Source organism: Shewanella insulae, from assembly GCF_009831655.1.
GTDB classification, from domain to species: domain Bacteria; phylum Pseudomonadota; class Gammaproteobacteria; order Enterobacterales; family Shewanellaceae; genus Shewanella; species Shewanella insulae.
Genome location: NZ_WRPA01000005.1, coordinates 14,460 through 38,441, shown reverse-complemented (window position 1 = coordinate 38,441; position 23,982 = coordinate 14,460). Strand labels below are relative to the sequence as shown.

Sequence of the window (23,982 nt, the reverse complement as noted above, 5' to 3'; positions counted from 1 at the left end):
AATCGAACTTGTCACTCAGTAATGCTCGAGATGTTGCTTGGCAAACTCCTCCACCACTTGCATGAAGCGGCCCTCCTCATAGGCCTGACCTATGATCGCCTGCATCTTGCTTAAGGGGATCCCCATCTGATGACGCTTACTCACGCCGAAATAGACCTGGCGATGTTCCTCGTGGGTATAAGGGTGCACCCTAAGCTTATCGTCGAAATCACCGAAACGAGCCCTGAGACTGGGCAATACCACCTCCGAGACGATCAGCAGATCGAAACGCCCCTTGAGTAACATGTTGGTTGCCGAGATCACATCGTTGGTTTGCACCTTATGTAATCGGGCATCACTATCGAAACGGTCAAAGTATTCCGTCTCACGGGATACACCGATATCGAGGGTCGTCAAATCCTCGTAGTCGTTCACGTTCGCCAGTGCCTTCTGGCTGATGAAGACGAATCGACCGTCGTTACGATAGGGCAGAAAATAGCTGTAGGCCGCCCGCTCCGGCTTAGCATATATTCCGGCTAACACGTCTACGCTGCCCTGCTCTAACATATGCAGGCAACGGGCGAAATTAGGACTGGAGACAAAGACTAAGCGACGCTGCAACAGGCTGGCAAACAACTCGAGCGCGGCAACATGCTCGCCTATGGGAGAGCGATCAGGCTCAAGTATTTGAAACGGAGGATAGTTGTCGACGCAGACCCGCATCATGTGCTCGTCTTGGGTGTCCTCTGCGTAGACATACTGGGCGACGAGTAAGCCCGCCGCCACCATCAAGGCCCTAGTAAGCTGCATTCAAGAATGACTCCAGGGACTCCATCTCCCACTGACCATACTGCTCCTGATAAAACCTCGGCTCATCAGCCGTTTAATCAATTAACCGTTCAGCCTTTTAAAATAATGCTCACGTTCGATATCCAGCACCTCCATGGTGATGCTGGACACAGTGTCGCACAGCGGCGCGATAAGCCGATCGACACACTGCATCAGATGCAGTTTCTGTTCGCTGGTTCGCCCCGGCATGATTTTAAAGCTGATATGAATAAAGTTAGCATCATTTGCCTCACCGACACAGTAATGTTCGGCGCAATAAGCCCGAGACTTGATACTGGCTGGTTCAAACAAATCGCTCTCGATGGCGCCGCGATGCACCAGATCTACCAAGGTGTCGATAGCAATCTGCTCAGCAAGGGGCGCACTATATTCTAGAATACAATGTGGCATCTGTTACTCTGACCAAACCGCAAACTCATTACCGTTTGGGTCCTTAAAATGAAAACGACGCCCGCCGGGAAAGGAGAAGATCTCCTGGGTGATCAGGGCGCCAGCATCGGCCACCGAAGTCAGACACACCTCTAACGCCTTGGCATAGATGACGATTAACGGCGCGCCGGATGCAATATCGAACCCTTTTTCCGACAGGTAAAATCCCCCTGCGATACCGGCATTGGTGAAACAGCTGTACTCTGGTCCATAATCTTCGAACTGCCAGCCGAACACCTTACCAAAGAAGGCCTTAGTCGCGGCGATATCCTTAACCGGGATCTCGATATAGTTAATGGTCTGATCTTGATTCATTGCATTTCCTTGCAGGACTATCGTGATTGGGTTGCGGCCCCTAAACCTGAGCCAAGTATCACTTTTCAATCTACCCTCGTTCTAAAAGTAAAGCGAGCGTTAAATCCTCCCTACCACCGACACAGCCAATATTTTGGGCAACAAAAAAGGGAGCCAGGCTCCCTTCTTAAATCATTTGGATCGTTAAAAACTAGTCCAGCAAGGCTGCCAACAGACCGATAAGGCCGCCGAAGACGCCGCCCCAAACCACCAGCCAGCCGAGGTGCTGTTTGATCATCTCTTGCACTATCTCTTTCACCAACTGAGGCGTAAGTTCGGCCAGACGTTGGTCTACTATGCTCTTCACCTTCGCCCTGAGATCGGCTAGCACATCAGGCTGCTCTATCTCGTTTTTCAGCAACTCATAGAAATCATCGCTCTGAGACAGCTCCACCAGGGAGGCCTTCATCTTATTGATAAAAGGCTCTTTCAGCGGGGCTATCGCCTCTGTGCCGCCAAACATTGCCAGCATGCCGCCAAATGAAGACTGCTCGACCGTGGTCACCAAGGCGTCGAAGGCCGGCGACATATCCACCTGTTCGATGACAGGCTCAAGGTTGATATGCGCTACGCTGCCACCCTGCTGTGACAAAAATTTATCGATATTCTCGTTGGTGAAAAACTGCTCCATCATAAGATGGGCGATACCAGCCTTGAACTCCTCGAATCTTGCTGGCACCACACCGCTACCATAAAGGCCTGGCACCTTCTCGAATAACATATGGATCGCCAGCCAGTTGGTCACCGCCCCCGACAGGGCAAACAAACCTATGCTAAAGACGATGGGCTGATGAAAAAGGTAGCCGCAGACCACCAACACGGCGGCCAGTAAATTAGTGATAAGACTCTTATTCACCGATTATCTCCAAGGACAAGACAAAAAACCGCGCTATCTTACCACAAGCAAAATCCCTGAAGACAGCCTATCAGTTTTGGTTAGCCGCCTGTTCGGCAAACAAAGCGCGAGTGTTCCAATCGTCGATGAAAACGAAGCCATCACCGCTGAGGTAGTCGCGGCGCACCGCCATCACACCAGTCTCGTCAGCCAGCTCCCTGGCTTTCTCCACCAGACGGGTGGCGATGCCTTGATGACGAAAGGCCTCCTCGACATAGAGGTCGTCAAAATACCAGACCGGCTTAAGCAGACGCGAAGAGAAAGAGGGATAGAGCTGAATAAAACCGACAATGTCCTGGGCTAACTGAGCGATAAAGATCACCGAATCATTTTCATACAGACGGGCCTGTAGAAACTCGCCACTCTCAACCAGGGCAGGCGCTTGTCCCAGGCTCTGACGATAACGATCAAACAGAGGCGCTAACTGGGTCAAATCATCTTCAATTGCAATTCGTATCAGCATATTCCGTCCTTGAAATCTGTATTGCCCTAGGATGAGGGGCGACAAATACAGTTACATCCTTATGATTTAGTTGATGTTATCACACTAAAACTAAAATAACAGTCCATTGTAGATGCGACCTAAGTCTAGGCTAGCCCCTTGGACGTTTACGCAGATCTTTATACTCGAATGACAGGCTGTGGATCCGCTCGATGGGAAATCCGTTAAGAAAGGCGATCTCCCGGCTCTCATTAACCAGGCCGGGCTCGCCGCAGAGAAACAGGTGTTGCTGACGGTCAAATTGATGACACTTGAGCGCCTCACTGAAGGGGTTAGCGTGGATCACCCGCCGCCCCTTGCTCTCACTCTGCCCCGTAATACAGGCCTGATAGTGGAACTGACGATGTTCCAGCATCATCTTAAGTAGCTTGTGGTGCAGATAGAGATCGTTATCGTCCCGCGCGCCGACATAGAGAAAGATCTCTCCCTGATGCCCCTGAGCCAACGCCTGCATCAACATGCCGTGGGCGACCCCCAGGCCGCTGCCAAAGGCGACTATGATCAGCTTGGCATCGCGATAGGCGGTGCGATAATAGCGACTGCCCAGCGGCCCCTGCACCAACAGGCTCTCGCCTATGCCCGCGTGGTGATACAACCAGTCACTGAACTGGCCATTGTATTTACGCCTGACATTTAGCTCGATGAAAGACTCACTCGGCAGGTTCGTGGGCGAATAGCTACGGGTCAGGCCATCGAAGCGTCTCAGGTTTATGTATTGTCCAGGATGATGCAGAAGCGGCTCATCTAACGCCAAGCGAACGCGCACCACGGCCTCATTAATAAACTGCTTCTCTTGGATCTTGGCACCGATAAAGAGATCCTGAGGCAAGATAGACTTGAGGCGCAGGGCAGGCGTGGGTTTACACTGGCAGGAACAGAGATAGTGGCGCTGCTTGAGCCCCAGGGTCAGGCCGCGCTGGGCACCGATCGCCATTTCACCATCGACATGTTGCAGCAGACAGGTTTTACACACCCCCTGCTTACAGGAATAATTGACCTGCTGACCATGACGGATCAGGGTGTCCAATACCGACTCACCGGCCTTGGCCTCAAACGCCTGACCGTCGAGGTAAAATGTTGTCATATCTGTCGATTTATCTCGTAAAAATTTAAAGAAATTTAATGTTTAGCCGTTCATTATCGATAATAAACCTACTAAAATTATAGCGACTGGTTCACAAACGTGCGGATTGGACTCGCCGTCCCCCTCCCCTGAATCTTTTCAGTTCGTCTACAACGTCATTAAGGTCATTAAGGTCATTAAGGTCATTATGTCTTCCGTCCCATCATTTTTCGCTCGACTCGGACAAAAATACAAACAGCTGCCTAAATATCAAAGATATATTGGTATCTCAATTACCCTGTATTTAACATGGACCCTGTTATTGGGTCTACTGCTTCCTTATCTGCTCACCCAACAACTGCCTAAACAGTTGTCGAACCAGCTCCAAAGACCCGTCTCCCTCGCCCAGGTGAATATCAACCCCTTTACCCTGGAAGTTGAACTCACAAATTTTGCCATCAAGGAAAAAGATGACCGGGCCTTTGTCGGCTTTAAACGACTCGGCCTCAATATCCAGTTTTGGGACTCGCTGTTTCAGCAGGGCCTGAGTCTCAGCGATATCACCCTGGAAAATCCCCACGCCAAGGTTAAACGCCTCAAAAACGACGAGGAATTAAGGTTTAACTTCTCCGATATCCTGGAAACCTTGGCGAAGAACGGCGAGGATAAGCCTGAAACTGAGCCAAAGGGCGATAATGCGATCCCCCATTTCATCCTCAATAATCTGGCGATTGTCGATGCCAATCTGCATCTGCGCGATGAGATCACTCAAGGGGAAGTCAGCTATCCCAAGGTTAACCTCAAGGTCGCCAGCTTCGACTCCCACAACCCAATCGTCGCCACTAAGGTGAGCAGCAATGGTGCCGGTGCGCAGCATCAGCAAGGCCAGAGTCATGAAGCTGTGAATGACGCAGCGCAGAAGGCGAACCGCTACCATATGGAGTTTCATAGCGATCGCGGCGGCAAAATCGCCCTCAAGGGACAAGTACAGCTCACCCCCTTCGAGCTTGTCGGCGACATCAGCCTGAGCCACATAGATCTGCCCCAGCTGTGGGCCTTTATCGATAAGGCCTTCCATGTGTCACTAGACAAGGGCTATGTGGATTTCGCCACTCAATACCGTGTCGCCATGGATAATGACAAGCTTGAGGCCAGCACCAGCGCCGGTGAGCTGAGTTTCAGCGAGCTGCTGATCACCCACGAGCAGCGCGAACTTATCTCTCTGGGGCGTTTTGCCCTAACGGGCATTGCGGCCGACCTGGACCAGCAACAGCTAGATGTAGCCGCCCTGACCTCCAGCGACCTCCTAGTCAATGCCAGGTTAGATGAGAAAGGTGTGGATCTCGCCGCCTTGCTAGCACCAATAGCTAATGGTAATAAGGCGAAATCTACTGAGACACCTAAAGCGGCAGACACTAATGCAGCAAGCGAGCAGGCGACAGACACTCAAGATGCCGATGTACAAGTAGCCGATACCAGCGAGCAGGCGGTTGAATCCCAAGTCAAAGACACTCAGACGCCTAGCTGGCACGCCAAGCTAGCTAAGATCAACCTCAGCAACTATCAGCTAAACCTCACCGAGCAGCTGTTTAAAGAGGAAAACCTCTGGCAGATTGGCCAACTGGAGTTCTCCACAGGGGCGGTAGATGAGAGTCTGAGCCAGCCCATAGACTATCAACTGGCACTGGCCATCAACCAAAGCGCCAAGGTGCAGAGCCAGGGCCAAATCGACGCCCTGGCCAAGCAGGTCAGCGCCGAATTATCACTCGAAGGACTGGGCCTTAGCTGGTTCCAGAACTACCTAGCGCCTTTTGTGAACATCAAGATCGACGATGGCCGCCTGGCGACATCGGGACAACTGCTTGCCGACGCCGATGGAAAGCTGAATTATCAGGGCACGCTTCAGGTTGACGATCTTCAGGTCAAAGACCTCAAGGCCAACAAGACACTGGTGAAGTGGCAGCAACTGGATCTCAACGAGCTTAAATTCGATAAGCAGGCCAATAAACTGGCAATCGATCAGGTGACCCTGAACAAGCCATACGGGCGCATACTGATCAACGAAGATCGTACCACCAACTTCCAGGACCTGCTGGTCGCTGCGGCAGATGATGAGGCGACGAAGCCTGCCACCAAGGAAGATGGCAAGCCCGAAAAAGCTAAGCAGACTGAGACCAAGCAGGCTGCTGAGAAAAAGACTGCTGGGCAAACCGGCGATGCGGCCAAGCCGATGGCGCTTAGCATCAACAAGATAGTGTTCAAAGATGGCTCGACCTTCTTTGCCGATAACTCTCTCACCCCTAACTTTGCCGCCAGCATAGAACAGCTCGAAGGCAATATCGCCAACCTCTCCTCCAGCAGCGAGAAGGCCGCTAAGGTCGATATCAAGGGCAAGATAGACAGATATGCACCTGTTGTACTCAAGGGTGAGATCAATCCCCTGCTGGAGCAGCCTTACCTGGACCTAGACCTCAGCTTTAAGCATGTGGAACTGACCTCGGTAAACCCCTATTCGGGCACCTACGCGGGTTACTACATAGATAAGGGCTTGATGTCACTGGATCTTAAGTATCAGCTAGAAAACAACCAGTTGGTGGGCGACAATCACCTGGTGGTGGATCAGCTGCAGCTAGGTAAGAAGAGTAACTCCAGCCTGGCAACCTCCCTGCCAGTCACCCTGGCGATCGCCCTTTTACAAGACAGACACGGAGTGATCGACCTAGGCCTGCAGGTCTCTGGCGATCTCAACGAGCCAAACTTTAGCTTCGGTAGCATTATCGCCACCGCCTTTACCAATGTGATCACTAAGGCAGTTACCGCGCCATTCAGCCTGTTGGCCGGCCTCTTGGGCTCAGACGATGAGCTGGATAAGGTGGCCTTTGCCCCTGGTCTGGCGACGCTGCCTGACGAGAGCCAGTCGCTGCTGAGCAAGCTGGCCAAGGGCTTAGCCGACAGGCCTAAGCTCACCGTCAGCGCCAAGGGCGCGGTGGATCTGGTAAACGACAGTCAGGCCTTGATGACCGCCAAGCTGCATCGGGCCTTGGTTACCCAGGCGCAGCTTGATGATGCCAAGTTCACCGAGGCGCAGATGCCTGAAGATCTCACCGCCAGCACCTTCCCTACCTCTGGAATACTGTCTGACGCGCTTAAGTCTCTCTATGAGAAGACACTACAAAAAGATCCAGGCAAGGTGCTTAAAGAGATCAAACAACAGGCCGAGCAGGAGAAGAGTGCCGGAGACGAGAGTAACGAGAAGATGAGCGACGAGGAGCTGCAGACCCGCTGGCATATCGCTCTGTACAACTATCTGGTCTCGGCGCAACAGCTCGACGATAACGCCCTGGGACAACTGGCTCAGGGCCGGGCCCTAGCCGTAAAACAATACCTGATAGAAGAGGCCAAGATCGCACCTAGTCGGGTATTCGTACTCGACAGCCAGGCCGCGCTCGACACCAGCGCCGCTCAGGCCCTGCTGACCCTAAGCGCCGAATAGCAGAGGCGCTAACTTCATCGAGTGGCCAGGCTCCAGTTTATAGGTAGCTTGGCCGCTTTTTTAATCGCCGCATCCTTTCCTGCGGCTTTTCTATTTGCCGATAGAGTCCTTTCTATCTCTACAAAATATTTGGTGCCAAACAGGAATTAATAACCATCACCAGATCTCAGTTTGCGCCAAGGCTTTGATCTCCATCACGCTTGCGTTAGAATCCGCCCCATCAAAATTTTCTAGGAGTCGTTAATGTTTATTGTTCGCTGGGTATTAGGCCGCATTATCCTGTTTTTGAATTTTGTTTTTACCCCTAAGAAACGTCAGCGTCCGCTGGCCGAGCAGGCAAAGGTCGACGAGCAGACACAAGGGCTTGCGCTTTACCAATACGCCGCCTGCCCCTTCTGCGTAAAGGTGCGCCGCGCCATTCGTCGTCAGGGGCTGAATATCGTTACAGTCGACGCCAAGCAAGCCGAGCACCAACAGATGCTGGTTGAACAGGGTGGACTGGCCAAGGTGCCTTGTCTGCGTATCGATAATGCGGGAGAGACTCAGTGGATGTATGAATCCTCAGATATCATAGATTATCTCAATAAGCGTTTCGCCTAGGGTTTAACCTAAGCGCTGTGGGCACCCTAGGGTGCCCTTTTTATTGCCAGGCCTACGCCTGCTATAGATGGGGCATCATCCCCTTGAGCACAATGTCATGATAGGTTACCACGCCTAAGATCTTACCCGCCTCGATCACCGGCGCCTTGTTGATGCCGAAGCGTTCGAACAGCCTGGCGGTATAACGAATGTCCATGTCGGCATGCACAGACAGCACAGGCTTTATCATGATCTCATAGACATTGACCCGCTCCGGCGACTTGTCTTTCGCCAGCACCTTACGGGCGATATCACTCATCAGCACCATACCGTACTCGTCGTGTTCATGACGCTTGTTTACCAGCAACATGCTGACATCGTTGCCCACCGCCAGCTTGATCGCCTCGGCCACGGTATGCAGACCATCGACCATCACATAGCTGTTTTTCATGACGTCGCTGTTCTTAATTAGCCTGCTTGGTTTCATAATTGATCCTCGATCTCTTTGCTGAGTTTTTCCACCTGATGGGCGACGCCCACGGCATCTTCCACATCTATCTGTATGGCAATCCCCTGCCCCGGGTTAGTTTCAAACTCCCCTACCCGGCAAATGGTTTCCAAGATACTGCGGCTCATATGCTCCTCTACCAACCAGAGGATCACGTCGCGCTGTATATCCAGACCCAGGCCCATGAAGGTCTTCTTCTTCTCCAGCCCCTCACCGCGGGCATGGTTGATGACTGTCGCTCCCGTGGCGCCCGCCTCTCTCGCCGCATCGAGAACGGTATCGGTGCAGGTTTCATCGACGAAGGCGACGATAAGTTTAAAGCGCATGGTCTCGCTCCTTAGCGGATTTTCGCTGACTTAAGAATTCGACTAACTGGGCATAGCCCATTACTGTGATCATAGGAAACAGGCTGGCAAAGGCAATCAGGCCGAAGCCATCGATAAGCGGGTCACGGCCCGCCACATTGGTCGCCAGTCCCAGCCCTAGCGCCGCCACCAGCGGCACGGTCACGGTGGAGGTGGTCACCCCGCCCGAGTCATAGGCCAATGGCACTATCATCTTAGGGGCATAATAGGTCTGGATCACCACCAGCACATAACCAGCCATGATGTAGTAATGAATGGGGTCGCCCACCACGATACGAAAACAACCCAGGGCTATCCCCATGGCGACCCCTATGGCCACAGAGATCCTAAGCCCCTGAATGCCGATGGCGCCGCCCGAGACCTCGTTGGCCTTGATCGCCACGGCAATCAATGACGGCTCGGCAATCGTGGTGCTAAAGCCTATGGCGGCGGCAAACAGGTAGACCCAGAGATAATCTTGCCAGATAAAGGGCGTATCGCCGCCTTCTGGGTGGAGGAAATCGGGCGAGGTCAGCTGGCTGGCCATGCTCTGGCCGATGGGAAACAGCGCCAGCTCCAGCCCCACCAGAAACAGGCTGAGGCCGATAATCACATAGACAAACCCAAGCAGCACCCGACGCCAATTGGCGATGGCACGTTTAAGCACCCCAAGCTGAAAGCCGAACAAGATAACGGCTATCGGTATTACATCCCGGGCGGTCAAAAGCAGGGTATCTAGCATCTCACTCAGGTAAGTCATCACAACACCCACATGCCATAGAGTAATACGAAGATCATCGGCGTTAAACTGGCAAAGGCGATCAGCCCAAAGCCGTCCAACATGGGGTTTCGCCCCTTGATCACACTGGCCAGACCGACCCCCAAGGCGGTCACCAAGGGCACGGTAATGGTGGAGGTGGTCACGCCGCCAGAGTCATAGGCTATGCCTATGATGTTCTCTGGGGCAAAGGCGGTTAACACCATGACACACACATAGCCACCTATTATTAAATAATGAATAGGCCAGCCCTTTAGAATGCGGATCACCCCAAGCAGAATCGCCAGCCCCACAGAGATGGCCACGGTCAGCCTTAGCCCCATTGCGTAACTGTCCATGGCGTCTGTGCTCGCTGCGATGGCCCCAGAGTTCGCCGCGACCTCGGCCGCCTCGTTGGCCACCGCCGTCAAGGCGGGCTCCGCCAGCGTGGTGCCAAAGCCTAGGGAGAAGGAGAAGACCACCAGCCAGAAGACGCTGCCCTTTCGTGCCAGCGCCTGGGCCAGAGACTCACCTATGGGAAACAGGCCCATCTCGAGCCCGAAGACGAAGAAGGTTAAACCAAAGACGATAAACACCAGCCCGAGCAGGATCTCGGCCAGATTGGCCGGGGCCTGATGCAGCACGAAGATCTCGAAGAAGGCAACCACACAGATGATGGGTACCAGATCCCGAAAACTGCCGAGTAATGAACGAAACAGGCTGATCAAGGCCGACATGCAGACTCCTTAGCGCTGGGGATCTCCTAACACACTTCCCCTTACCTTGAGTGTGCCAAGACGCTAACAAATAACAACATTTTTCTCACATCCCACCCCATTTACGTGAGCCAGTTCAAGTTACTCGGCAAAAGTCAATTTAGGTAAAGTCAGTTCACCTGGGGTGATCTCCCCCGGCGATTGGGTTATGCTCCCTCAAGAACAGACGTTAACCTCGACGAAAAATAAAGATAACAACAAGATGCCGATACGCTCCTCACTGCTTACCACCGCTGTACTGCTAACAGCAATCCTTAGCCTTGCCGGCTGCGCCAGCAAGCGCGACGTCGATGATTTTAAGGTGCGCGTAGAAGATACCTTCCACACCTCAATTAAGGGCAACGGCATCAAGCTGTTTACCTACAAGGTCAAATACGCCGAGCTACCGACACTTGAGCAGCCCCATATGCAGCGGGTACGCCAGATAGAGAAGATGAAACGCTCAGGCAGCAAGAAACGCTCTGTCTATGCACCGGATCTGACCCGTTGGACCGAGCAAATTGAATTGGGTTTAGAGAAGACCATAGACATGACAGGCTACTGCCGCGAGGGCTACCTGGAACTGAGCCGCATCATAGAGGTGGGGCGCGGTGAGATCCGCGGCGAGTGTAACGACGGCGCCACAGACGCCGACATTAGCAAGTTTGCCAACAAGTAAGCCCCGATTCGAGCGCAGAGTCAGCGCTTAAAGCGTCCATGGGCTAGGAAATGCTTCGTCTGTGCTATCACGCTGGGGTTATTCATCATGAAGGGATGGGTGACCGCTAGGCTGATATGATCCCGCATTCCCTCCAGGCGAGTACGAGCCACGGAGACCTTACCATCGTTAGGTCCTGGCAATAGGGTTGAGAGCAAAAGATTCACGCTGCGACAGCCGGCAATCACCCCAAGTTCAAAATGTGCCTTACCAAGGCGATTAGGCACGCTGTCTTCCTCAGTGCCCAACTGCAGACCCGCCGGACCGTTTATCCATTTGAACCCGGGAAACGTCTTAAGACTATCCACCACCTCGCTGCCACAATTGGGCGGGCCAAGCATGACCACCCGGCCAAGTGCGGGCAATGACTGCTGACTCAGGTACTGGCGCACCAGGATGCCGCCCATGGAGTGGGTCACGAAGTGGACTCTCTCGCCCCGACACTGTGACAGCGCCTTGTCGATATGCTCGCCGGCTAGGGTCTCGATATCGAACTGAGTAGAGGGATAGCCCAGATTCACGCACTGATAACCCTGGGCCGACAGGGCTCGCTCCATCTTCTCCATCGAATTTCTGCTGCGGGCCAAGCCATGGAGTAAGATCACTGACTCATTGTGGGGTTGCATCGCTGAATGGCTCCTTGTCATCCCTGCTTTTCCTTATTCATCCTTTTTCATACCAGCACAAGGCGAACTAACGCCTGGTTCAGACAAGCTAAAGCAGGCGATACTCGATAAGGTAAAGAGTTTCAATCTCGCCATATATCTCGGTGATCACCGCCTTTAACTGCTCAAGCGACATGTTCTCCTGCTCTGCGTGTCGGGAATTTAATGCCTCGAAGGCAACGGCTTCGACCCGCACCACCTGAATATCGCAGAAGTATCGCCCGGTTTCAAAGGTGGAGACAGACAAGCGATCGCCGACGCGAAAGTGCGACTCGCTCTCATCCCTGAGGGTGATGGTTTTCGCCCCGCTGAGGATATCGGCTTCGAATCGCTCGAAGAAGGTGATCTTGGCATCACAGCTTATACGGCTCATAATTCTCCTATCGTAACACTCGGCTATAGCCCCAGGTGAAGGATTAGGTTAAAATCCGCTCCCGGTTTGGGTAGCCGAGGGGCAATCCAACGGGCGACCCGGCAAAGCCCACATTTTATCTGAATCAAAGACCCTGGTGGAAGTATGAACAAGAAACAAAAGATGCTGAAGAAGACGGCAAAGCGCGCCAAAGCCCGTCACAACAAACATACGCCGCCGACCGTAAAGAAATATATCTCTAAGGGCGATCGCGCTAAGATGCTGGCTCAGGAGCAGGCCGAGATGGCTGCCAAGGCCAACGCCGCCGAGAAGGCCGCTAAGGTCGAGGGCGAGCCAGAAGTAGCCGTTGAGGCTGTTGAAACCGCTGAGCAGGAAGAAGCTTCACAAAACGCTGAGCCAAAAGCCTCTGAATAACAAGCCTCAGAGTAATAAGACTCAGAATAACAAGGCTCTCGGCTATTGAACTAAGCCCAACTCTTAGTCCTCCCCCCAAGCGGCGCCATCAAGGGCGCCGTTTTTGTATATCTCACTTTCAGAACCGTCCTAATCAGCCCTCGATGTAAAACAGAGCTTGGCTAGTCGCGCCCTGGGTCTGTGATCAGCTCGCTCACCCTGTTGCTCTCCTCACAATCTTGCTCTTCGCTGATCTGCGCCATCTGAGCGCAAGAGGATGAGAGCGGATTGGGGCTGCTTGGGCTTAGCTCCTCGTCGAGCACCTCCTGACTAACCGCCGATTCGGCGCTGGCCTGCACCCTCTCCACCAGACGATAAGCGGTTAACACCCCGAGCACGCCAAAGAGGATCGCCCCCAATACCTGACCGATCAACACACCCTCTACGCCCCCGAGTTGGCCGCCATAATAAACGAAGGGGATCGTGCCCAGCGTCGCCTTGCCCACGTTAAACAGGGTCGAGTACTTGGCCTTCCCCAGGTTATTGAAGGAGGCGTTGGCCACAAACAGGGCGCCAGAGAAGACAAAGAAGACGGCGATGTAACGGCAGAAGAAACGGATCAACTCGGCGCTCTCCCCCTGCATGGCAAACAGGGTCACTATCTGCTCCTGCAGCAGCATCAAGATCAAGGACACTGACACCACATACAGGGCGCAAAATTGCAGCGCCTTGGTGAGACTCTGACGAACACGGGCAAACTCCCGCGCGCCAAAGTTCTGCCCGACTATGGGGCCTATGGCGCCGCTCAGCGCGAAGATCATGCCAAAGGCCACTGGCGTCAGCCTGCCCAGTACGGCCCAGGCCGCCACATAGCTGTCACCAAACTCGGCGATGGCACGTGTCACCACGGCATTGCCTATGGGCGTGGCGATATTGGTCATCATCGCGGGTCCCGCGATGGCAAAAATCGGCTTGATATCTTGCTTGAAGGCAGTTAAATCGAAACGGCCAAACAGCTTATGCTTGACCACCACGCCCCTCGCCGCCACCAGCAGCACGGCAAGACGCGCCAGCACGGAGGCGAGCGCCGCCCCCTCGATCCCCATGGCCAGCAGGAAGATGAAGATAGGGTCGAACACTAGGTTGACCCCGCCGCCCGTCAGCGTCGACACCATGGAGAGCTTGGCATCGCCCACCGCCCTGAGCGCCGCCCCCAACGCCATCGCCAGACAGATGATGGGCATGGAGGGCACCAGAATATAGAGGTAACCGGCGGCCAACTCACCGGTGCGGCCCGTGGCCCCCACCAGGGTAAGCAGCTCGGGAATGAAGCAGGTGACAATTATGGCGACGACAGAGGCCACCAGCACAGTCACCACGGCGCTGTTGAGCAGCAAACGTTTAGCCAGCTCAAACTCCTTGGCCCCCACGGCGCGAGATACCAGGGCGCCGAGGGCTATGGAGAGGCCGATACCGATTGAGGTGGTAAAGAAGGAGATAGTGCCCGCGTAGCCCACGGCTGCGGCCAGCTCCTGTTCCCCCAGCAGACTGAGGAAGAAGATATCGATCAGATCCACCACAAACAGCGCCGAGATACCGATGGCGGCGGTGGAGCTCATCACCAGTATGTGGCGCATGATGGAGCCCTGGACAAACTTAGCCGTGGTCATAGTGCCCACTCCCTATTCGATACGCTCATTACTAGATAAATCACAAACACACAGGCCCTAGAGGTCGGTTTCCAACTCGCTACCACACTTGTCACAATAGAGCGCCGAGACTTCGTGGCCCATCTTGAGGCAGTTGCTGCAACGGCGCAGATCTTTCTTGCGCACCATCTCCTGAGAGAGCTCCGAGGTCAGGATACCGGTCGGAATGGCGATGATGGAGTAACCTATCAACATGGTCAGCGCCGCGATCCCCTGCCCTAATGTGGTCTGTGGCGTGATGTCACCGTAACCTACCGTGGTGATAGTCACGATTGTCCAGTAGATAGATTTCGGCATGGAGGTGAAGCCATGCTCTGGCCCCTCCACCACATACATGATGGCGCTGAGCACCATGACGATCAGGCTGACGGAGAAGAAAAACAAAAATACCTTACGGCTCGACTGCATCATGGCCCGCAGCAGAATGTTGCCCTCGCTGAGATAACGCAGCAACTTGAGCACCCTGAAGATACGGAATAGACGCAGCACACGGATCACCAGCGTGAAGCTCGCCCCGGGGAAGATGAGCGCCAGGTAGCTAGGTAGAATAGAGAGCAGATCCACCACGCCGTAGAAGCTACGGGCATATTGCACCGGCTGCGCCGAGCAGTAGAGCCTTAGCAGATACTCCAGGGTAAAGATGCCGGTAAAGCCCCACTCGGCAATGCGGATCCAATCACCATAACGCTCATGAACACTGTCTATGGTGTCGACAAACACCAGGGCAACACTCAACACGATACAGACGATCAGGCTAAGGTCGAAATAGCGACCCGCCGGGGTGTCGGTACCGAAGATAATCTCTCTGAGTTTCTGTTTACGCGCCTCTTGCGGGGTCTCATCCATCTAAATCAACAATCCTTATCGCTTGCCATATCTCTTACTATAAAAATATGCCAACTCCATGGGCTTTGATGCAACATGGAATTAACCGATCCAGCTTAATCTAAAATAAGGTATGATGAACACCCAAGTAGTGGCTTTATTTTACCGAACCAAGACGATGCAGACATTTTTTAAACAACTCCTGCTGCTCTGCCTGCTCGCCCCGTTAGGGGTCACCTGGGCGCAATCGAGCGGCCTCAGCTCGCCCCACAGCGCCAGTAAGAGCCAGATTGGCAAGGTCGATCTCGTGGTGGTCAATAAGTCTGAAGCCAGCATGTTGTTGATGCGCCAAGGTAAAGTGTTGAGACGCTATAAAATAGCCCTAGGGGATCGCCCGGTTGGCCACAAGCTACAAGAGGGGGATCAACGCACCCCAGAGGGGCGCTACATCCTGGATTATAAGAAGGCCGACAGCGCCTACTACCGCGCTATCCATATCTCCTACCCTAATGATGAAGATAAACTCAGGGCTGCCGCGCTGGGGATCAATCCCGGCGGACAGATAATGATCCACGGTCAGAATCCTAACTCCTCGCTCACCCCGGATGAAGCCCAGCGACTCAACTGGACCGACGGCTGTATCGCCATCAAGAACGAAGAGATAGACGAACTGTGGCGCGCCGTCGATACCGGCACCCCCATAGAGATCTGGCCTTAAGACCAGTGCCGCCACCAGTGCCGAACCGGTTACTAGATCCGAGGCACTAATACCCAATTTTGAGTCCACACAAGACAAATAAGATGACAACTGAATCTCAAATTTCCAGTGAGCTGACTTTTGACGCGCTCAATAAGCAGTGGCCTACCTTCAGCCAAGCGATTTTAGATTTCATGAAGGAGCTAGGGCTGGATAGCCTGGATCTTGAGTGCGACCACGCCGCCCTCAGGGTCAACACCAGTCAAGGCGCCGATAGCCTAAGGGAGGCCTACTGCCGTCAGGGTAAGATAATCTCCGACAATATGATCAACGGCCGCCCCATTCTCATCATCGCCCTAGACACCCCCTTAGTGCTGGGTGAGCTGGCGATAGATTGCATCGAGCTGCCCTACCCCGGCGATAAACGTTATCCGGTCGAGGGCTGGGAACATATAGAGCTGGTGCTGCCGGGCGGTGCGACTACCACAGAAACATTGCGTGAGCAGCTGCTCGAGCGGGCGCCGACACTCGTCGCCGTGCTGGATCAGCAAACGGATGTTAAAGTAAAGATGAGTTCGCCTCAGGGGGAACATGAACGCCTGGCTAACCCCACCATCGCCTTCAAACGGGGCAACCTCTGTATCAAGGTCCATCCCCACGGCATAAAGGCGGTTATCGCCTCCGAAGCTAAGTAGCCAAGTGACTGTTATCTTGTAAATAAACAGTCACTTGGTTTCTACATCACAGCCCCAATTTAAGCGGGCTTGATGTTCTGATTCACCCTAAACAGGTTGTTCGGATCGTACTGCTTCTTCAACTGACGTAATCGCCCATAGGTTTCACCATAGGCCGACTCGGTGCGCTCAGATTCGTCATCGGTCAGGAAGTTGATGTAGGCACCGCCGCTGGCAAATGGCTTGGTCTTATCGAAGAACTCCCGCGCCCAGGCGATACAGCGTTTATCATCATCGGCAGACTCCCAGCGAACATGCACGTTCAATACGTACTGGGCATCCCGGGCTGAGTAAGCCATGGCATCGGCGGCCGGCAAACAGGTGGCGCAGCCTATGGAGGCGATAAAGATCTCGCACTGCTCTGTGGGCAGGGTGCCAGCATACTCGATGGCCGTATCGATAGCCGCTTCGCTAAGCTGGGTAAAATTGTGTGATTTCCAATAATTACGCGAACCGGGTGTCAACAGAGGATCGAAGGCTTGCTGCCAGGCAACTAAGGGCTGCACACCAACATGCTCACCCACAGGCGTGCCAAATTGACGAAGCGGCGCGATCAGTTTCTCACCATCGGCGGGATCGCCCGCATAGCATATTGCCAACACGATCACCTCTTTGCCGTGTACCGACTCGGGTAGAAATGGCAGTGGCGGCGCCTTACGAGCCACCATCCAGACACTCAGATCGTCTGGCGCACTGGCGGTAAAGTTAACAAACTGGCTGATGACAGACTTCGCCTGTTCGAAGGGAAAAACGATTAAACCGCTAAGGACATCAGGCCCAACGGGATGCAGCTTAAACTCAAACTGAGTGACTATGCCGAAGTTACCGCCGCCGCCACGCAGCCCCCAGAAGAGCTCTGGCTCGTTTGCCTGGCTGGCAAGGAGCTGCCTGCCATCGGCGGTCACCACATTGGCCGATACCAGGTTATCGATAGTCATGCCCAGTTTTCGGCTTAACCAGCCAAAGCCACCACCTAAGGTTAATCCCGCGATCCCTGTGGTGGAGTTGATCCCCATAGGCACCGCCAGGCCATGTTTTTGAGTGGCTGCGTCCACATCCTCCAGGGTACAACCTGGCTCAACCAGCGCCAGCCGTTTGTCGGGGTCGACCTTGACCTGTTTCATCAGTGACAGATCTATCATCAAGCCATCGTCACAAAGGGCCTTACCCGCAATATTGTGGCCACCGCCGCGAACCGAGATGAGTAATTCATGTTCCCGGCCAAAGTTGACGGCTTTGACCACATCCTCCGCCGAGGTGCAACGGGCAATCATCCCCGGTTTGCGATCTATCATGGCATTCCAGATCTGTCGTACTTCATCGTAATTGCTGTCTTGGGGCAAAATGACATCGCCCCCGAATTCAGCCTTAAAACTGTCCACCTGAGATTGTTGTAAACCTTTCATATAAGCTGCCTCTTAAGCGTCACATCGTCGCGCTAACAATGTATGTGCCAATAAGTGCTATGCTCATTCCCTCAAGTGCAACGTCAATAATGCTTGGTTTTATTTAGAGTAATGAAATTCATTCACGGATTTAAATACGGCTTATAAAAAGAGCATCAGTCTTTATGTTAGTAGAAACCATGGTGTTTGGATAACCAGACTCATTCTCAAAGGCGATATTAAATGGCGACAGCGGACTGGTTGGAGGTTTAACCCGATATTTTTTCGATATAGAGGATAACTTCTCCCACCCTGATGCCAAACTTACTCATCTCTGTCTTGTTGAACAGACGCTTATCATCGAGCAGAAACATCCAATCATCTAAGGTCACCCGATAGATCTCGCCATTTACCGGGATCTCGAGTTCATATTGCCAAAACAGCGCCGAACCTCGGGTTTCGCCATGGGCTGTACCCACCACGTCTTGGGCGCGGCCTTGATAGGAATTATCATCAAGCTTGGTAAGCTGCCAGGTGCGCTCGCTTTTCTCGCCGTCATCGAACACAAACCACTCCTGGATCTCGCCCCTACCTCCCTGCCAGTTAGCCAGCATATCCACCTCGAAGCGCCTTATCAGGGTGCCGGAGCGATCCAGCACTATGCCGTAGGCCTTTAGCTTACCGTCGAAAAAGCTGTCCAGATGCAACTCAGGGCTGGTGTCGCTGTAGTCCTCCAGAGAGGCACTGCCACAGGCGCTAAGGAGCAAGATATGTAAGGAGATCACAAATGCTAAAACGATATTTTTCATTGTCTTAATCCCAATAGACCCTGTCTTAACTCAGGCTCTGAGGTGCGCTCAGATAACCAGATGGCCAGAAACGCCTCGCCAAAGGTCTGATCCTGGATCTGCCCAAGTTGCTTGTCACCGAAATAGAAATAGCTGTCACCCTGGCTGTTCACCCATAAGGTCAGGCTGTCACCCTCACGCACGTCGGGCCATAGCCCCAGTATTTGCCCCTGCCAAGAGGTTATCTGCTCGTCCGAGTACCCCAGATGACGCCATTGTTCTACCGTAGCCTCGATAAGCAGATCGCTTTCGATATCTCGGTAGTAGTTAATCTTTAGCGCCTTATCAGCACTCGCCTCATAGTCAGGCTTAGCGCCATACAGCTCGGCGCGATACAAGGTCCAAAACAGATACTGCATCTCGGCGCTACCTATCTTATGTAACCTATCGAGATCCGCGGCCTGAGCACTCAGGCTAAAGAGTAATAGCAATAAAACTTTGCCCATGACTCACCTCACTTTCTTACCTAAATAGGCTTTTAACCTAATCAGCTAGTCACCTAATGAGCTTGTTACCCGGTTAACTTGCTAGCTTGCGGCGCAGAGACCTTGCCCTGACCCCAAACCAGCAAGGGCAAGAGCACTGCCCAGACAGGCGCCGCGATCAACCAAAAATTAATACCCGATACTTGTGTCGTTAAGGCTCCCAGGCTCAATCCGGCCCAATAACTGCCCGCCCCGCCAAGGGCGCCAATCAGCATCAGCCAGGGCAGACTGAGCCCGGATAGCAGACGTAAGCTGTGATTGAGGCTCATCAGGAAGATCACCCACAGCAGGGCTAGCCAGAGGGGAAATGCAGACTCGATACCGCGAAAGGCGCCGAGTGCGATGAGCGCCCCATCCACCAGCAGTCCGAGCGGCAAAAGCGCCATCAGCCTGAGATCCGCCTTCAAACAGGGGGACAGCAGGCAGTGCAATATGATCAGCCCAGAGATAATGTAACTGGCCGAGTTTGTTAACCAGGCCGCCGACCACCAGGCCAGCTGAAACAGGCCGAGATTAATAAGCCAGAACGCTTTCATCCTGGACACCAAAATACCTGGGCTTACGGGCGACAAGATGATGGGTGGCGATTAGTCGCTCCTTAAATGCCCCTTCGCAGTAACAGAAATAAAACAGCCAGAGCCGCTTAAATTGCTCGTCATAGCCCAGCGCCTCCAGTTCCGGCCAGGCTTGCTCGAAGGCCTGACGCCAGTCATACAGGGTTCTGGCATAATGCAGGCCAATATCCTCAAGATCGCATATCACCATGTCGGTACGCTTGGCCAGCTGCTCACTCATCACGGCCACCGACGGCAGACAGCCACCGGGGAAGATATATTTCTGAATAAAATCGACGCCTTTACGGTACTTCTCGTAGCGACTATCGCTGATGGTGATCGCCTGCAGCAGCATCTTGCCATCATCTTTCAGCAAGCCCGAACAGGTCTCGAAAAAGGTGCCCAGGTACTCATGGCCCACCGCCTCTATCATCTCTATCGACACCAGCTTGTCGTACTGGCCTGTGAGGCGGCGATAGTCCTGCTTGAGCAGGGTTACCTGGCCGCTAAGATCCGCCTGCTCGATACGCATCTTGGCATATTGATACTGGGCATCGGATATGGTGGTCGTGGTAACGCGGCAGCCATAGTGCTGCGCCATATAGATGGCCAGCGCCCCCCAACCTGTGCCTATCTCGACCACATGCTCCCCAGGCTTGAGTTCCAGCTTGTCGCAGATGGTTTGCAGCTTATTTTGCTGGGCCTGAGCCAGCGTCTGGGCCGTATAGCCGTAGAGGGCACAAGAGTAGAGCATAGAGTCGTCGAGAAAGCGCTCGTAGAGCTCGTTACCTATGTCGTAGTGGGCCAGGATGTTACGCTTGGCCCCTTGCTCTGTATTACGCTGACTCCGCCTTAGCAGCAGATGCTTGATTCGATTCAGCCAGGCCATCTTCTGCTCCAGCGCATCCAGCCGGGTTTGATTGCGAGCCATCAGTTGAATGAGACAGGTGAGATCCGGGCTGGTCCATTTACCGTCGAGAAAGGCCTCGGCCGCGCCTATACTGCCCCCTTGGATAAGGTCTCGATAGAAGCTGGGATCCAACACATTTATCTGGGCGCTCAGGTTAGTGCTTCGCTCGCCAAACTGCTGCTGTGTGTCGCCTTCGATGAGGGTGATAAAGCCACCTTCGAGCTGACCCAACAGGCGAATGACCAGGGCACGATACTTCTGCATTGTGCCCTGCTCCACTGCCACAGCGCGAGGCCTTACGCCATTTACTTGTTTGATTGTCTGTTCCATCTCTACCTCGCTAAATGAAATACCATCTGGTTCAGGCTATGGATTAAGCTGCAATCTCGTTAACCCTTGCTATTTAGTCGTCTCACCGGCATCTGGATGCGCAATAAAGGGCACCCGCTTGAGAAACAGCTTAAGCGCCTGCCAATAGATGCCGACGACCATCTTTACCGTCATCGATGGGATCTTGACCCAGGTACTCAGCAAATTACCCGGGGTGATCCCCTGTTTGTCGAGCGCCAGTGTGGCATCGAACACCTTGGCTTCCTTATGGTTCTCGATATGCACCAGCGCCTTTGCCGCTGGCGGCGAAACCCGCCAATGATAGGTCATCTCCATCGCCATAAAGGGCGACACATGAAATGCCTTCTTGAGCTTCATCTCGCCCTCCAGGCTCAGCAGATAGTAGTGCCTCTGATTCCAAGGGGTATTACTCACCTCGGCCAACATGTAGCGGCAAACCTGCTGCTCGTCATAACAGAAGTAGAAGTTGATGGGACTAAAATAAACCCCTAGACAGCGGCACTGAGCCAAGATCACAACCCTGTTTTCTGCCTGCCAACTTCCACCGAGTGCGGCGACTTTCTGGGCAATACGTTGCTTAAGGCTGCCGGGTTCATTTTTGAGGTAATCTTTTTCATTAAAACGTATGGGGTTGAACCAGCGCAGACCAAACAGCCAGCTGCGGGAGGTAACAGCAGACAGCTCGTCGAGATCCAGCCCCATCATGTAGAGGCGATACTTAAAGGCGTGTGGGATATCGCCAAACCTGCGATGGCGAACCTGGCCGGTATAGATGCCGCTGTGCTCCACAGGCACTTTAGGCTCTCGCTGCGCACTGCCCGCCTGAGAGACAGCAGATGTTTGGCCATTGGCGCTCATAGGCTCATCCCGAAGCGCTTGGTGACATCCAAGGCACTGCGCACGCCATCTTCATGGAAGCCGTTGTACCAGTAGGCGCCGACAAAATGGGTGTGGGCCTTGCCGCAGATCTCCAGGCGCCGCTGCTGGGCCGCGACACTGGCCTCATTTAGCACGGGATGGTGATAGACGAAGCGGCGCAGCACCTTGTCATCCTCAATCTCCTCACTCTGATTCAGGGTGACACAGAAGGTGGTGTCGCTGTCTATCCCCTGGAGGATATTCATGTTGTAGGTGACGCAGGCGGCGCGCTCTAGGTTATCATCCAGCATATAGTTCCAGCTCGCCCAGGCCAGTGGCCGTTTGGGCAGCAAACTGATATCTGTGTGCAGCACCACCTCGTTGCGGCTGTAGGGAATGCTGCCCAACACGGCTTGTTCATCGACCGTAGCGTCCCCCAGCAGGGCGAGGGCCTGATCCGAGTGACAGGCGAAGATCACCTCATCGAACACCTGTGTTTCGCCCCCTTGCAGCACCAGTCTCACCTCGCCCTCATGGCGATATACCCCCTGAATTTTACTGCCTAGATGTACCGGGCAGGACAAGCCGGCGAGGATCGCCTCGACATACTGACGAGAGCCGCCGGGCACCACATACCACTGGGGCCTGTCGCTGATGTTGAGCAGGCCATGGTTATAGAAGAAACGGATGAAGAACTTAAGCTCGAAGGCCTGCATCTCTTTCAGGCTGGTCGACCAGATGGCCGCCCCCATGGGCAGTATGTAGTGCTCGCTGAAAAAGTGAGAAAAGCCATGCTGCGCCAGAAACTCCCCCAGGGTCATCCCCTGTGGCACAGTATCCTGGCCGTAACACTCCTTGCAGAGACGATTGAACCTTAAGATCTCACTCAGCAGACGCCAGAAACGGGGGCGAAACAGGTTACGCCGCTGGGCAAACAGGCTATTGAGGCCGTGGCCGTTGTACTCGAAACCCGTCTGGCGGTTGTGCACGCTAAAACTCATTTCGGTAGCCTGCCCCTCGATGCCTAGCATGGCCAGCAGACGATTAAAATTGGGATAGGTCCTGTCGTTGAACACGATAAAGCCGGTATCTATGGCATAGTCGCGCCCCTCATGGTGCACATCAACTGTGGCCGTGTGTCCGCCCACATAGTCGTTCTGCTCAAACAGGGTCACCTCATAATGCTTGTCCAGCAGATAGGCGCTGGTCAGGCCCGAGATACCCGAGCCGATAATGGCAATTTTCTTCATGGAGACACCATCCTCATGGCGAGACGGCGCCAGAGCGAAAAAGGTAACAGCGAGAGGCTTTGCATCAGCCAGATAAACAGGCGCGGGAAGCGAATATCGCGCTTGCCCTTGGCGATGCCGCGCATTATGGTCTCGGCGGCCTCCTCGGCGCCGATCATCATGGGCATGGCGAAGGTGTTGCGATCCGTCAGCGGCGTCTGTACGAAACCCGGATGCACCATGGTAACCTCTATCTGGTGCTTAGCCAGATCGATCGCCAGCACCTTGGCCAGATAACTCAGTCCCGCCTTGGAGGCGCCGTAGGCCTCGGCTCGTGGTAGCGCCAAAAGCTGAGCACTGGAGCTCACCAACACCAGACGACCGCCGGTTTTTAGCTTGGGCAACCAGGCCTGCAGGGCGTAGCCGATGGCAATAAGGTTGATGTTGATTATCTTCTCGAAACGCTTGGCATCGAAATTAAGCGCATCGTCGATATACTCGCAATCGCCCGCGTTGAGGATAAGCAGATCCAGCGGCCCATGGTCGGCAGCGAGTTCGGGATAGCTATCGTACTGGGTCAAATCGAAACACAGGGTGCTGATGTTAGGCTGCGCCTGTGTCAGCGCATCTAGCTTTGTCTGGCTGCGACCGCAGGCCACGACCTGATGACCAGCCTTGGCATAACCCAGGGAGAGCTGCTTGCCTATCCCAGAGGTGGCGCCCGTTATCATTACTTTCATC

The 23,982-nt window shown here is 53.9% G+C and carries 28 protein-coding genes; 6 read left to right on the top strand and 22 right to left on the bottom strand.

The genetic code is table 11. The annotated features are described in order from the left end of the window. Positions 1–15: 15 nt before the first annotated feature. The 6 genes from GNT65_RS07240 to GNT65_RS07215 all read right to left on the bottom strand — a co-directional run bounded on the left by GNT65_RS07240 (position 16) and on the right by GNT65_RS07215 (position 4,092). Entirely contained in the window at positions 16–789 is a 774-nt protein-coding gene (locus GNT65_RS07240) for a substrate-binding periplasmic protein (RefSeq protein ID WP_160794799.1), read from the bottom strand. A gap of 81 nt (positions 790–870) precedes the next feature. Beyond that, positions 871–1,218 (bottom strand): 5-carboxymethyl-2-hydroxymuconate Delta-isomerase, encoded by a 348-nt coding sequence (locus GNT65_RS07235; RefSeq protein ID WP_160794797.1) that lies wholly within the window; start codon positions 1,216–1,218, stop codon positions 871–873. Positions 1,219–1,221: 3 nt separating this feature from the next. After that, positions 1,222–1,572, bottom strand: coding sequence for a VOC family protein (locus tag GNT65_RS07230; RefSeq protein WP_160794795.1), 351 nt, complete (start codon positions 1,570–1,572; stop codon positions 1,222–1,224). A 190-nt stretch (positions 1,573–1,762) separates the two neighbouring features. After that, on the bottom strand, positions 1,763–2,467 hold the full coding sequence (locus GNT65_RS07225; protein WP_160794794.1) for a DUF445 domain-containing protein: 705 nt from the start codon (positions 2,465–2,467) through the stop codon (positions 1,763–1,765). A gap of 70 nt (positions 2,468–2,537) precedes the next feature. Beyond that, positions 2,538–2,969 carry a GNAT family N-acetyltransferase gene (locus tag GNT65_RS07220; protein WP_160794792.1) on the bottom strand — a complete coding sequence of 144 codons (432 nt, stop codon included), beginning with the start codon at positions 2,967–2,969 and terminating at the stop codon, positions 2,538–2,540. A 130-nt stretch (positions 2,970–3,099) separates the two neighbouring features. Further along, positions 3,100–4,092 carry a 2Fe-2S iron-sulfur cluster-binding protein gene (locus tag GNT65_RS07215; protein ID WP_160794790.1) on the bottom strand — a complete coding sequence of 331 codons (993 nt, stop codon included), beginning with the start codon at positions 4,090–4,092 and terminating at the stop codon, positions 3,100–3,102. A 187-nt stretch (positions 4,093–4,279) separates the two neighbouring features. On the opposite strand from GNT65_RS07215, the gene GNT65_RS07210 reads away from it, so the two are divergent. Then, a complete protein-coding gene (locus GNT65_RS07210) occupies positions 4,280–7,564 on the top strand; it encodes a DUF748 domain-containing protein (RefSeq protein ID WP_160794788.1) in 3,285 nt (1,094 codons plus the stop codon). 243 nt (positions 7,565–7,807) lie between these two features. Further along, the gene (locus GNT65_RS07205) at positions 7,808–8,164 is read left to right on the top strand and encodes a glutathione S-transferase N-terminal domain-containing protein (RefSeq protein WP_160794786.1); all 357 of its coding nucleotides are present in this window, start codon (positions 7,808–7,810) and stop codon (positions 8,162–8,164) included. Positions 8,165–8,225: 61 nt separating this feature from the next. On the opposite strand, the gene GNT65_RS07200 is transcribed toward GNT65_RS07205, so the two are convergent. From GNT65_RS07200 to GNT65_RS07185, 4 genes are read right to left on the bottom strand one after another with little or no spacing between them, the layout of a single operon-like run. Beyond that, on the bottom strand, positions 8,226–8,630 hold the full coding sequence (locus tag GNT65_RS07200) for a CBS domain-containing protein (protein WP_160794784.1): 405 nt from the start codon (positions 8,628–8,630) through the stop codon (positions 8,226–8,228). Then, positions 8,627–8,977: a P-II family nitrogen regulator gene (locus tag GNT65_RS07195; RefSeq protein WP_041511708.1), complete on the bottom strand. Its 351-nt coding sequence runs from the start codon at positions 8,975–8,977 to the stop codon at positions 8,627–8,629. Before GNT65_RS07195 ends, GNT65_RS07200 begins: the two co-directional genes overlap by 4 nt. Continuing rightward, on the bottom strand, positions 8,967–9,755 hold the full coding sequence (locus GNT65_RS07190) for a DUF1538 domain-containing protein (protein ID WP_160794782.1): 789 nt from the start codon (positions 9,753–9,755) through the stop codon (positions 8,967–8,969). The genes GNT65_RS07195 and GNT65_RS07190 overlap by 11 nt, the downstream gene beginning before the upstream one ends. Beyond that, a complete protein-coding gene (locus GNT65_RS07185) occupies positions 9,755–10,489 on the bottom strand; it encodes a DUF1538 domain-containing protein (protein ID WP_160794780.1) in 735 nt (244 codons plus the stop codon). The genes GNT65_RS07190 and GNT65_RS07185 overlap by 1 nt, the downstream gene beginning before the upstream one ends. A 187-nt stretch (positions 10,490–10,676) precedes the next feature. Here GNT65_RS07185 and GNT65_RS07180 point away from each other — a divergent pair, with 187 nt between their 5' ends. Then, positions 10,677–11,186: a hypothetical protein gene (locus tag GNT65_RS07180; protein WP_244952122.1), complete on the top strand. Its 510-nt coding sequence runs from the start codon at positions 10,677–10,679 to the stop codon at positions 11,184–11,186. Between the two features lie 20 nt (positions 11,187–11,206). On the opposite strand, the gene GNT65_RS07175 is transcribed toward GNT65_RS07180, so the two are convergent. Then, entirely contained in the window at positions 11,207–11,851 is a 645-nt protein-coding gene (locus GNT65_RS07175) for an esterase/lipase family protein (protein WP_244952121.1), read from the bottom strand. 88 nt (positions 11,852–11,939) lie between these two features. After that, complete coding sequence (gene yqfB, locus GNT65_RS07170; protein WP_160794774.1) at positions 11,940–12,263, bottom strand: N(4)-acetylcytidine aminohydrolase; 324 nt, start codon at positions 12,261–12,263, stop codon at positions 11,940–11,942. Positions 12,264–12,407: 144 nt separating this feature from the next. Between yqfB and GNT65_RS07165 the strand changes: the two genes are divergently transcribed. Then, complete coding sequence (locus GNT65_RS07165; protein ID WP_160794772.1) at positions 12,408–12,677, top strand: DUF2986 domain-containing protein; 270 nt, start codon at positions 12,408–12,410, stop codon at positions 12,675–12,677. 161 nt (positions 12,678–12,838) lie between these two features. On the opposite strand, the gene GNT65_RS07160 is transcribed toward GNT65_RS07165, so the two are convergent. Then, positions 12,839–14,326: an MATE family efflux transporter gene (locus GNT65_RS07160; protein WP_160794770.1), complete on the bottom strand. Its 1,488-nt coding sequence runs from the start codon at positions 14,324–14,326 to the stop codon at positions 12,839–12,841. A 57-nt stretch (positions 14,327–14,383) separates the two neighbouring features. Continuing rightward, the gene (locus tag GNT65_RS07155) at positions 14,384–15,211 is read right to left on the bottom strand and encodes an ion transporter (RefSeq protein ID WP_160794768.1); all 828 of its coding nucleotides are present in this window, start codon (positions 15,209–15,211) and stop codon (positions 14,384–14,386) included. Positions 15,212–15,368: 157 nt separating this feature from the next. Between GNT65_RS07155 and GNT65_RS07150 the strand changes: the two genes are divergently transcribed. Together GNT65_RS07150 and GNT65_RS07145 are read left to right on the top strand one after the other, a co-directional pair. Then, positions 15,369–15,908 carry a L,D-transpeptidase family protein gene (locus GNT65_RS07150; protein ID WP_041511743.1) on the top strand — a complete coding sequence of 180 codons (540 nt, stop codon included), beginning with the start codon at positions 15,369–15,371 and terminating at the stop codon, positions 15,906–15,908. Positions 15,909–15,991: 83 nt separating this feature from the next. After that, positions 15,992–16,582, top strand: a complete 591-nt coding sequence (locus GNT65_RS07145) for a VOC family protein (protein ID WP_160794766.1) — start codon at positions 15,992–15,994, stop codon at positions 16,580–16,582. A 59-nt stretch (positions 16,583–16,641) separates the two neighbouring features. On the opposite strand, the gene GNT65_RS07140 is transcribed toward GNT65_RS07145, so the two are convergent. From GNT65_RS07140 to GNT65_RS07105, 8 genes are all read right to left on the bottom strand, one after another. Continuing rightward, complete coding sequence (locus GNT65_RS07140) at positions 16,642–18,027, bottom strand: FAD-binding oxidoreductase (RefSeq protein WP_160794764.1); 1,386 nt, start codon at positions 18,025–18,027, stop codon at positions 16,642–16,644. Between the two features lie 248 nt (positions 18,028–18,275). Next, the gene (locus tag GNT65_RS07135) at positions 18,276–18,815 is read right to left on the bottom strand and encodes a DUF3833 domain-containing protein (protein ID WP_160794762.1); all 540 of its coding nucleotides are present in this window, start codon (positions 18,813–18,815) and stop codon (positions 18,276–18,278) included. Next, complete coding sequence (locus GNT65_RS07130) at positions 18,812–19,300, bottom strand: chalcone isomerase family protein (protein ID WP_160794760.1); 489 nt, start codon at positions 19,298–19,300, stop codon at positions 18,812–18,814. Before GNT65_RS07130 ends, GNT65_RS07135 begins: the two co-directional genes overlap by 4 nt. A 65-nt stretch (positions 19,301–19,365) precedes the next feature. Further along, positions 19,366–19,875: a DUF2878 domain-containing protein gene (locus GNT65_RS07125; RefSeq protein ID WP_160794758.1), complete on the bottom strand. Its 510-nt coding sequence runs from the start codon at positions 19,873–19,875 to the stop codon at positions 19,366–19,368. After that, positions 19,853–21,133 carry an SAM-dependent methyltransferase gene (locus GNT65_RS07120; protein WP_160794756.1) on the bottom strand — a complete coding sequence of 427 codons (1,281 nt, stop codon included), beginning with the start codon at positions 21,131–21,133 and terminating at the stop codon, positions 19,853–19,855. Before GNT65_RS07120 ends, GNT65_RS07125 begins: the two co-directional genes overlap by 23 nt. Before the next feature lie 69 nt (positions 21,134–21,202). Beyond that, positions 21,203–22,012, bottom strand: coding sequence for a DUF1365 domain-containing protein (locus GNT65_RS07115; protein ID WP_181006192.1), 810 nt, complete (start codon positions 22,010–22,012; stop codon positions 21,203–21,205). Further along, a complete protein-coding gene (locus tag GNT65_RS07110) occupies positions 22,009–23,262 on the bottom strand; it encodes an NAD(P)/FAD-dependent oxidoreductase (RefSeq protein ID WP_160794754.1) in 1,254 nt (417 codons plus the stop codon). The genes GNT65_RS07115 and GNT65_RS07110 overlap by 4 nt, the downstream gene beginning before the upstream one ends. Next, the gene (locus GNT65_RS07105) at positions 23,259–23,981 is read right to left on the bottom strand and encodes an SDR family NAD(P)-dependent oxidoreductase (RefSeq protein WP_160794752.1); all 723 of its coding nucleotides are present in this window, start codon (positions 23,979–23,981) and stop codon (positions 23,259–23,261) included. The genes GNT65_RS07110 and GNT65_RS07105 overlap by 4 nt, the downstream gene beginning before the upstream one ends. Position 23,982: the final 1 nt, after the last annotated feature.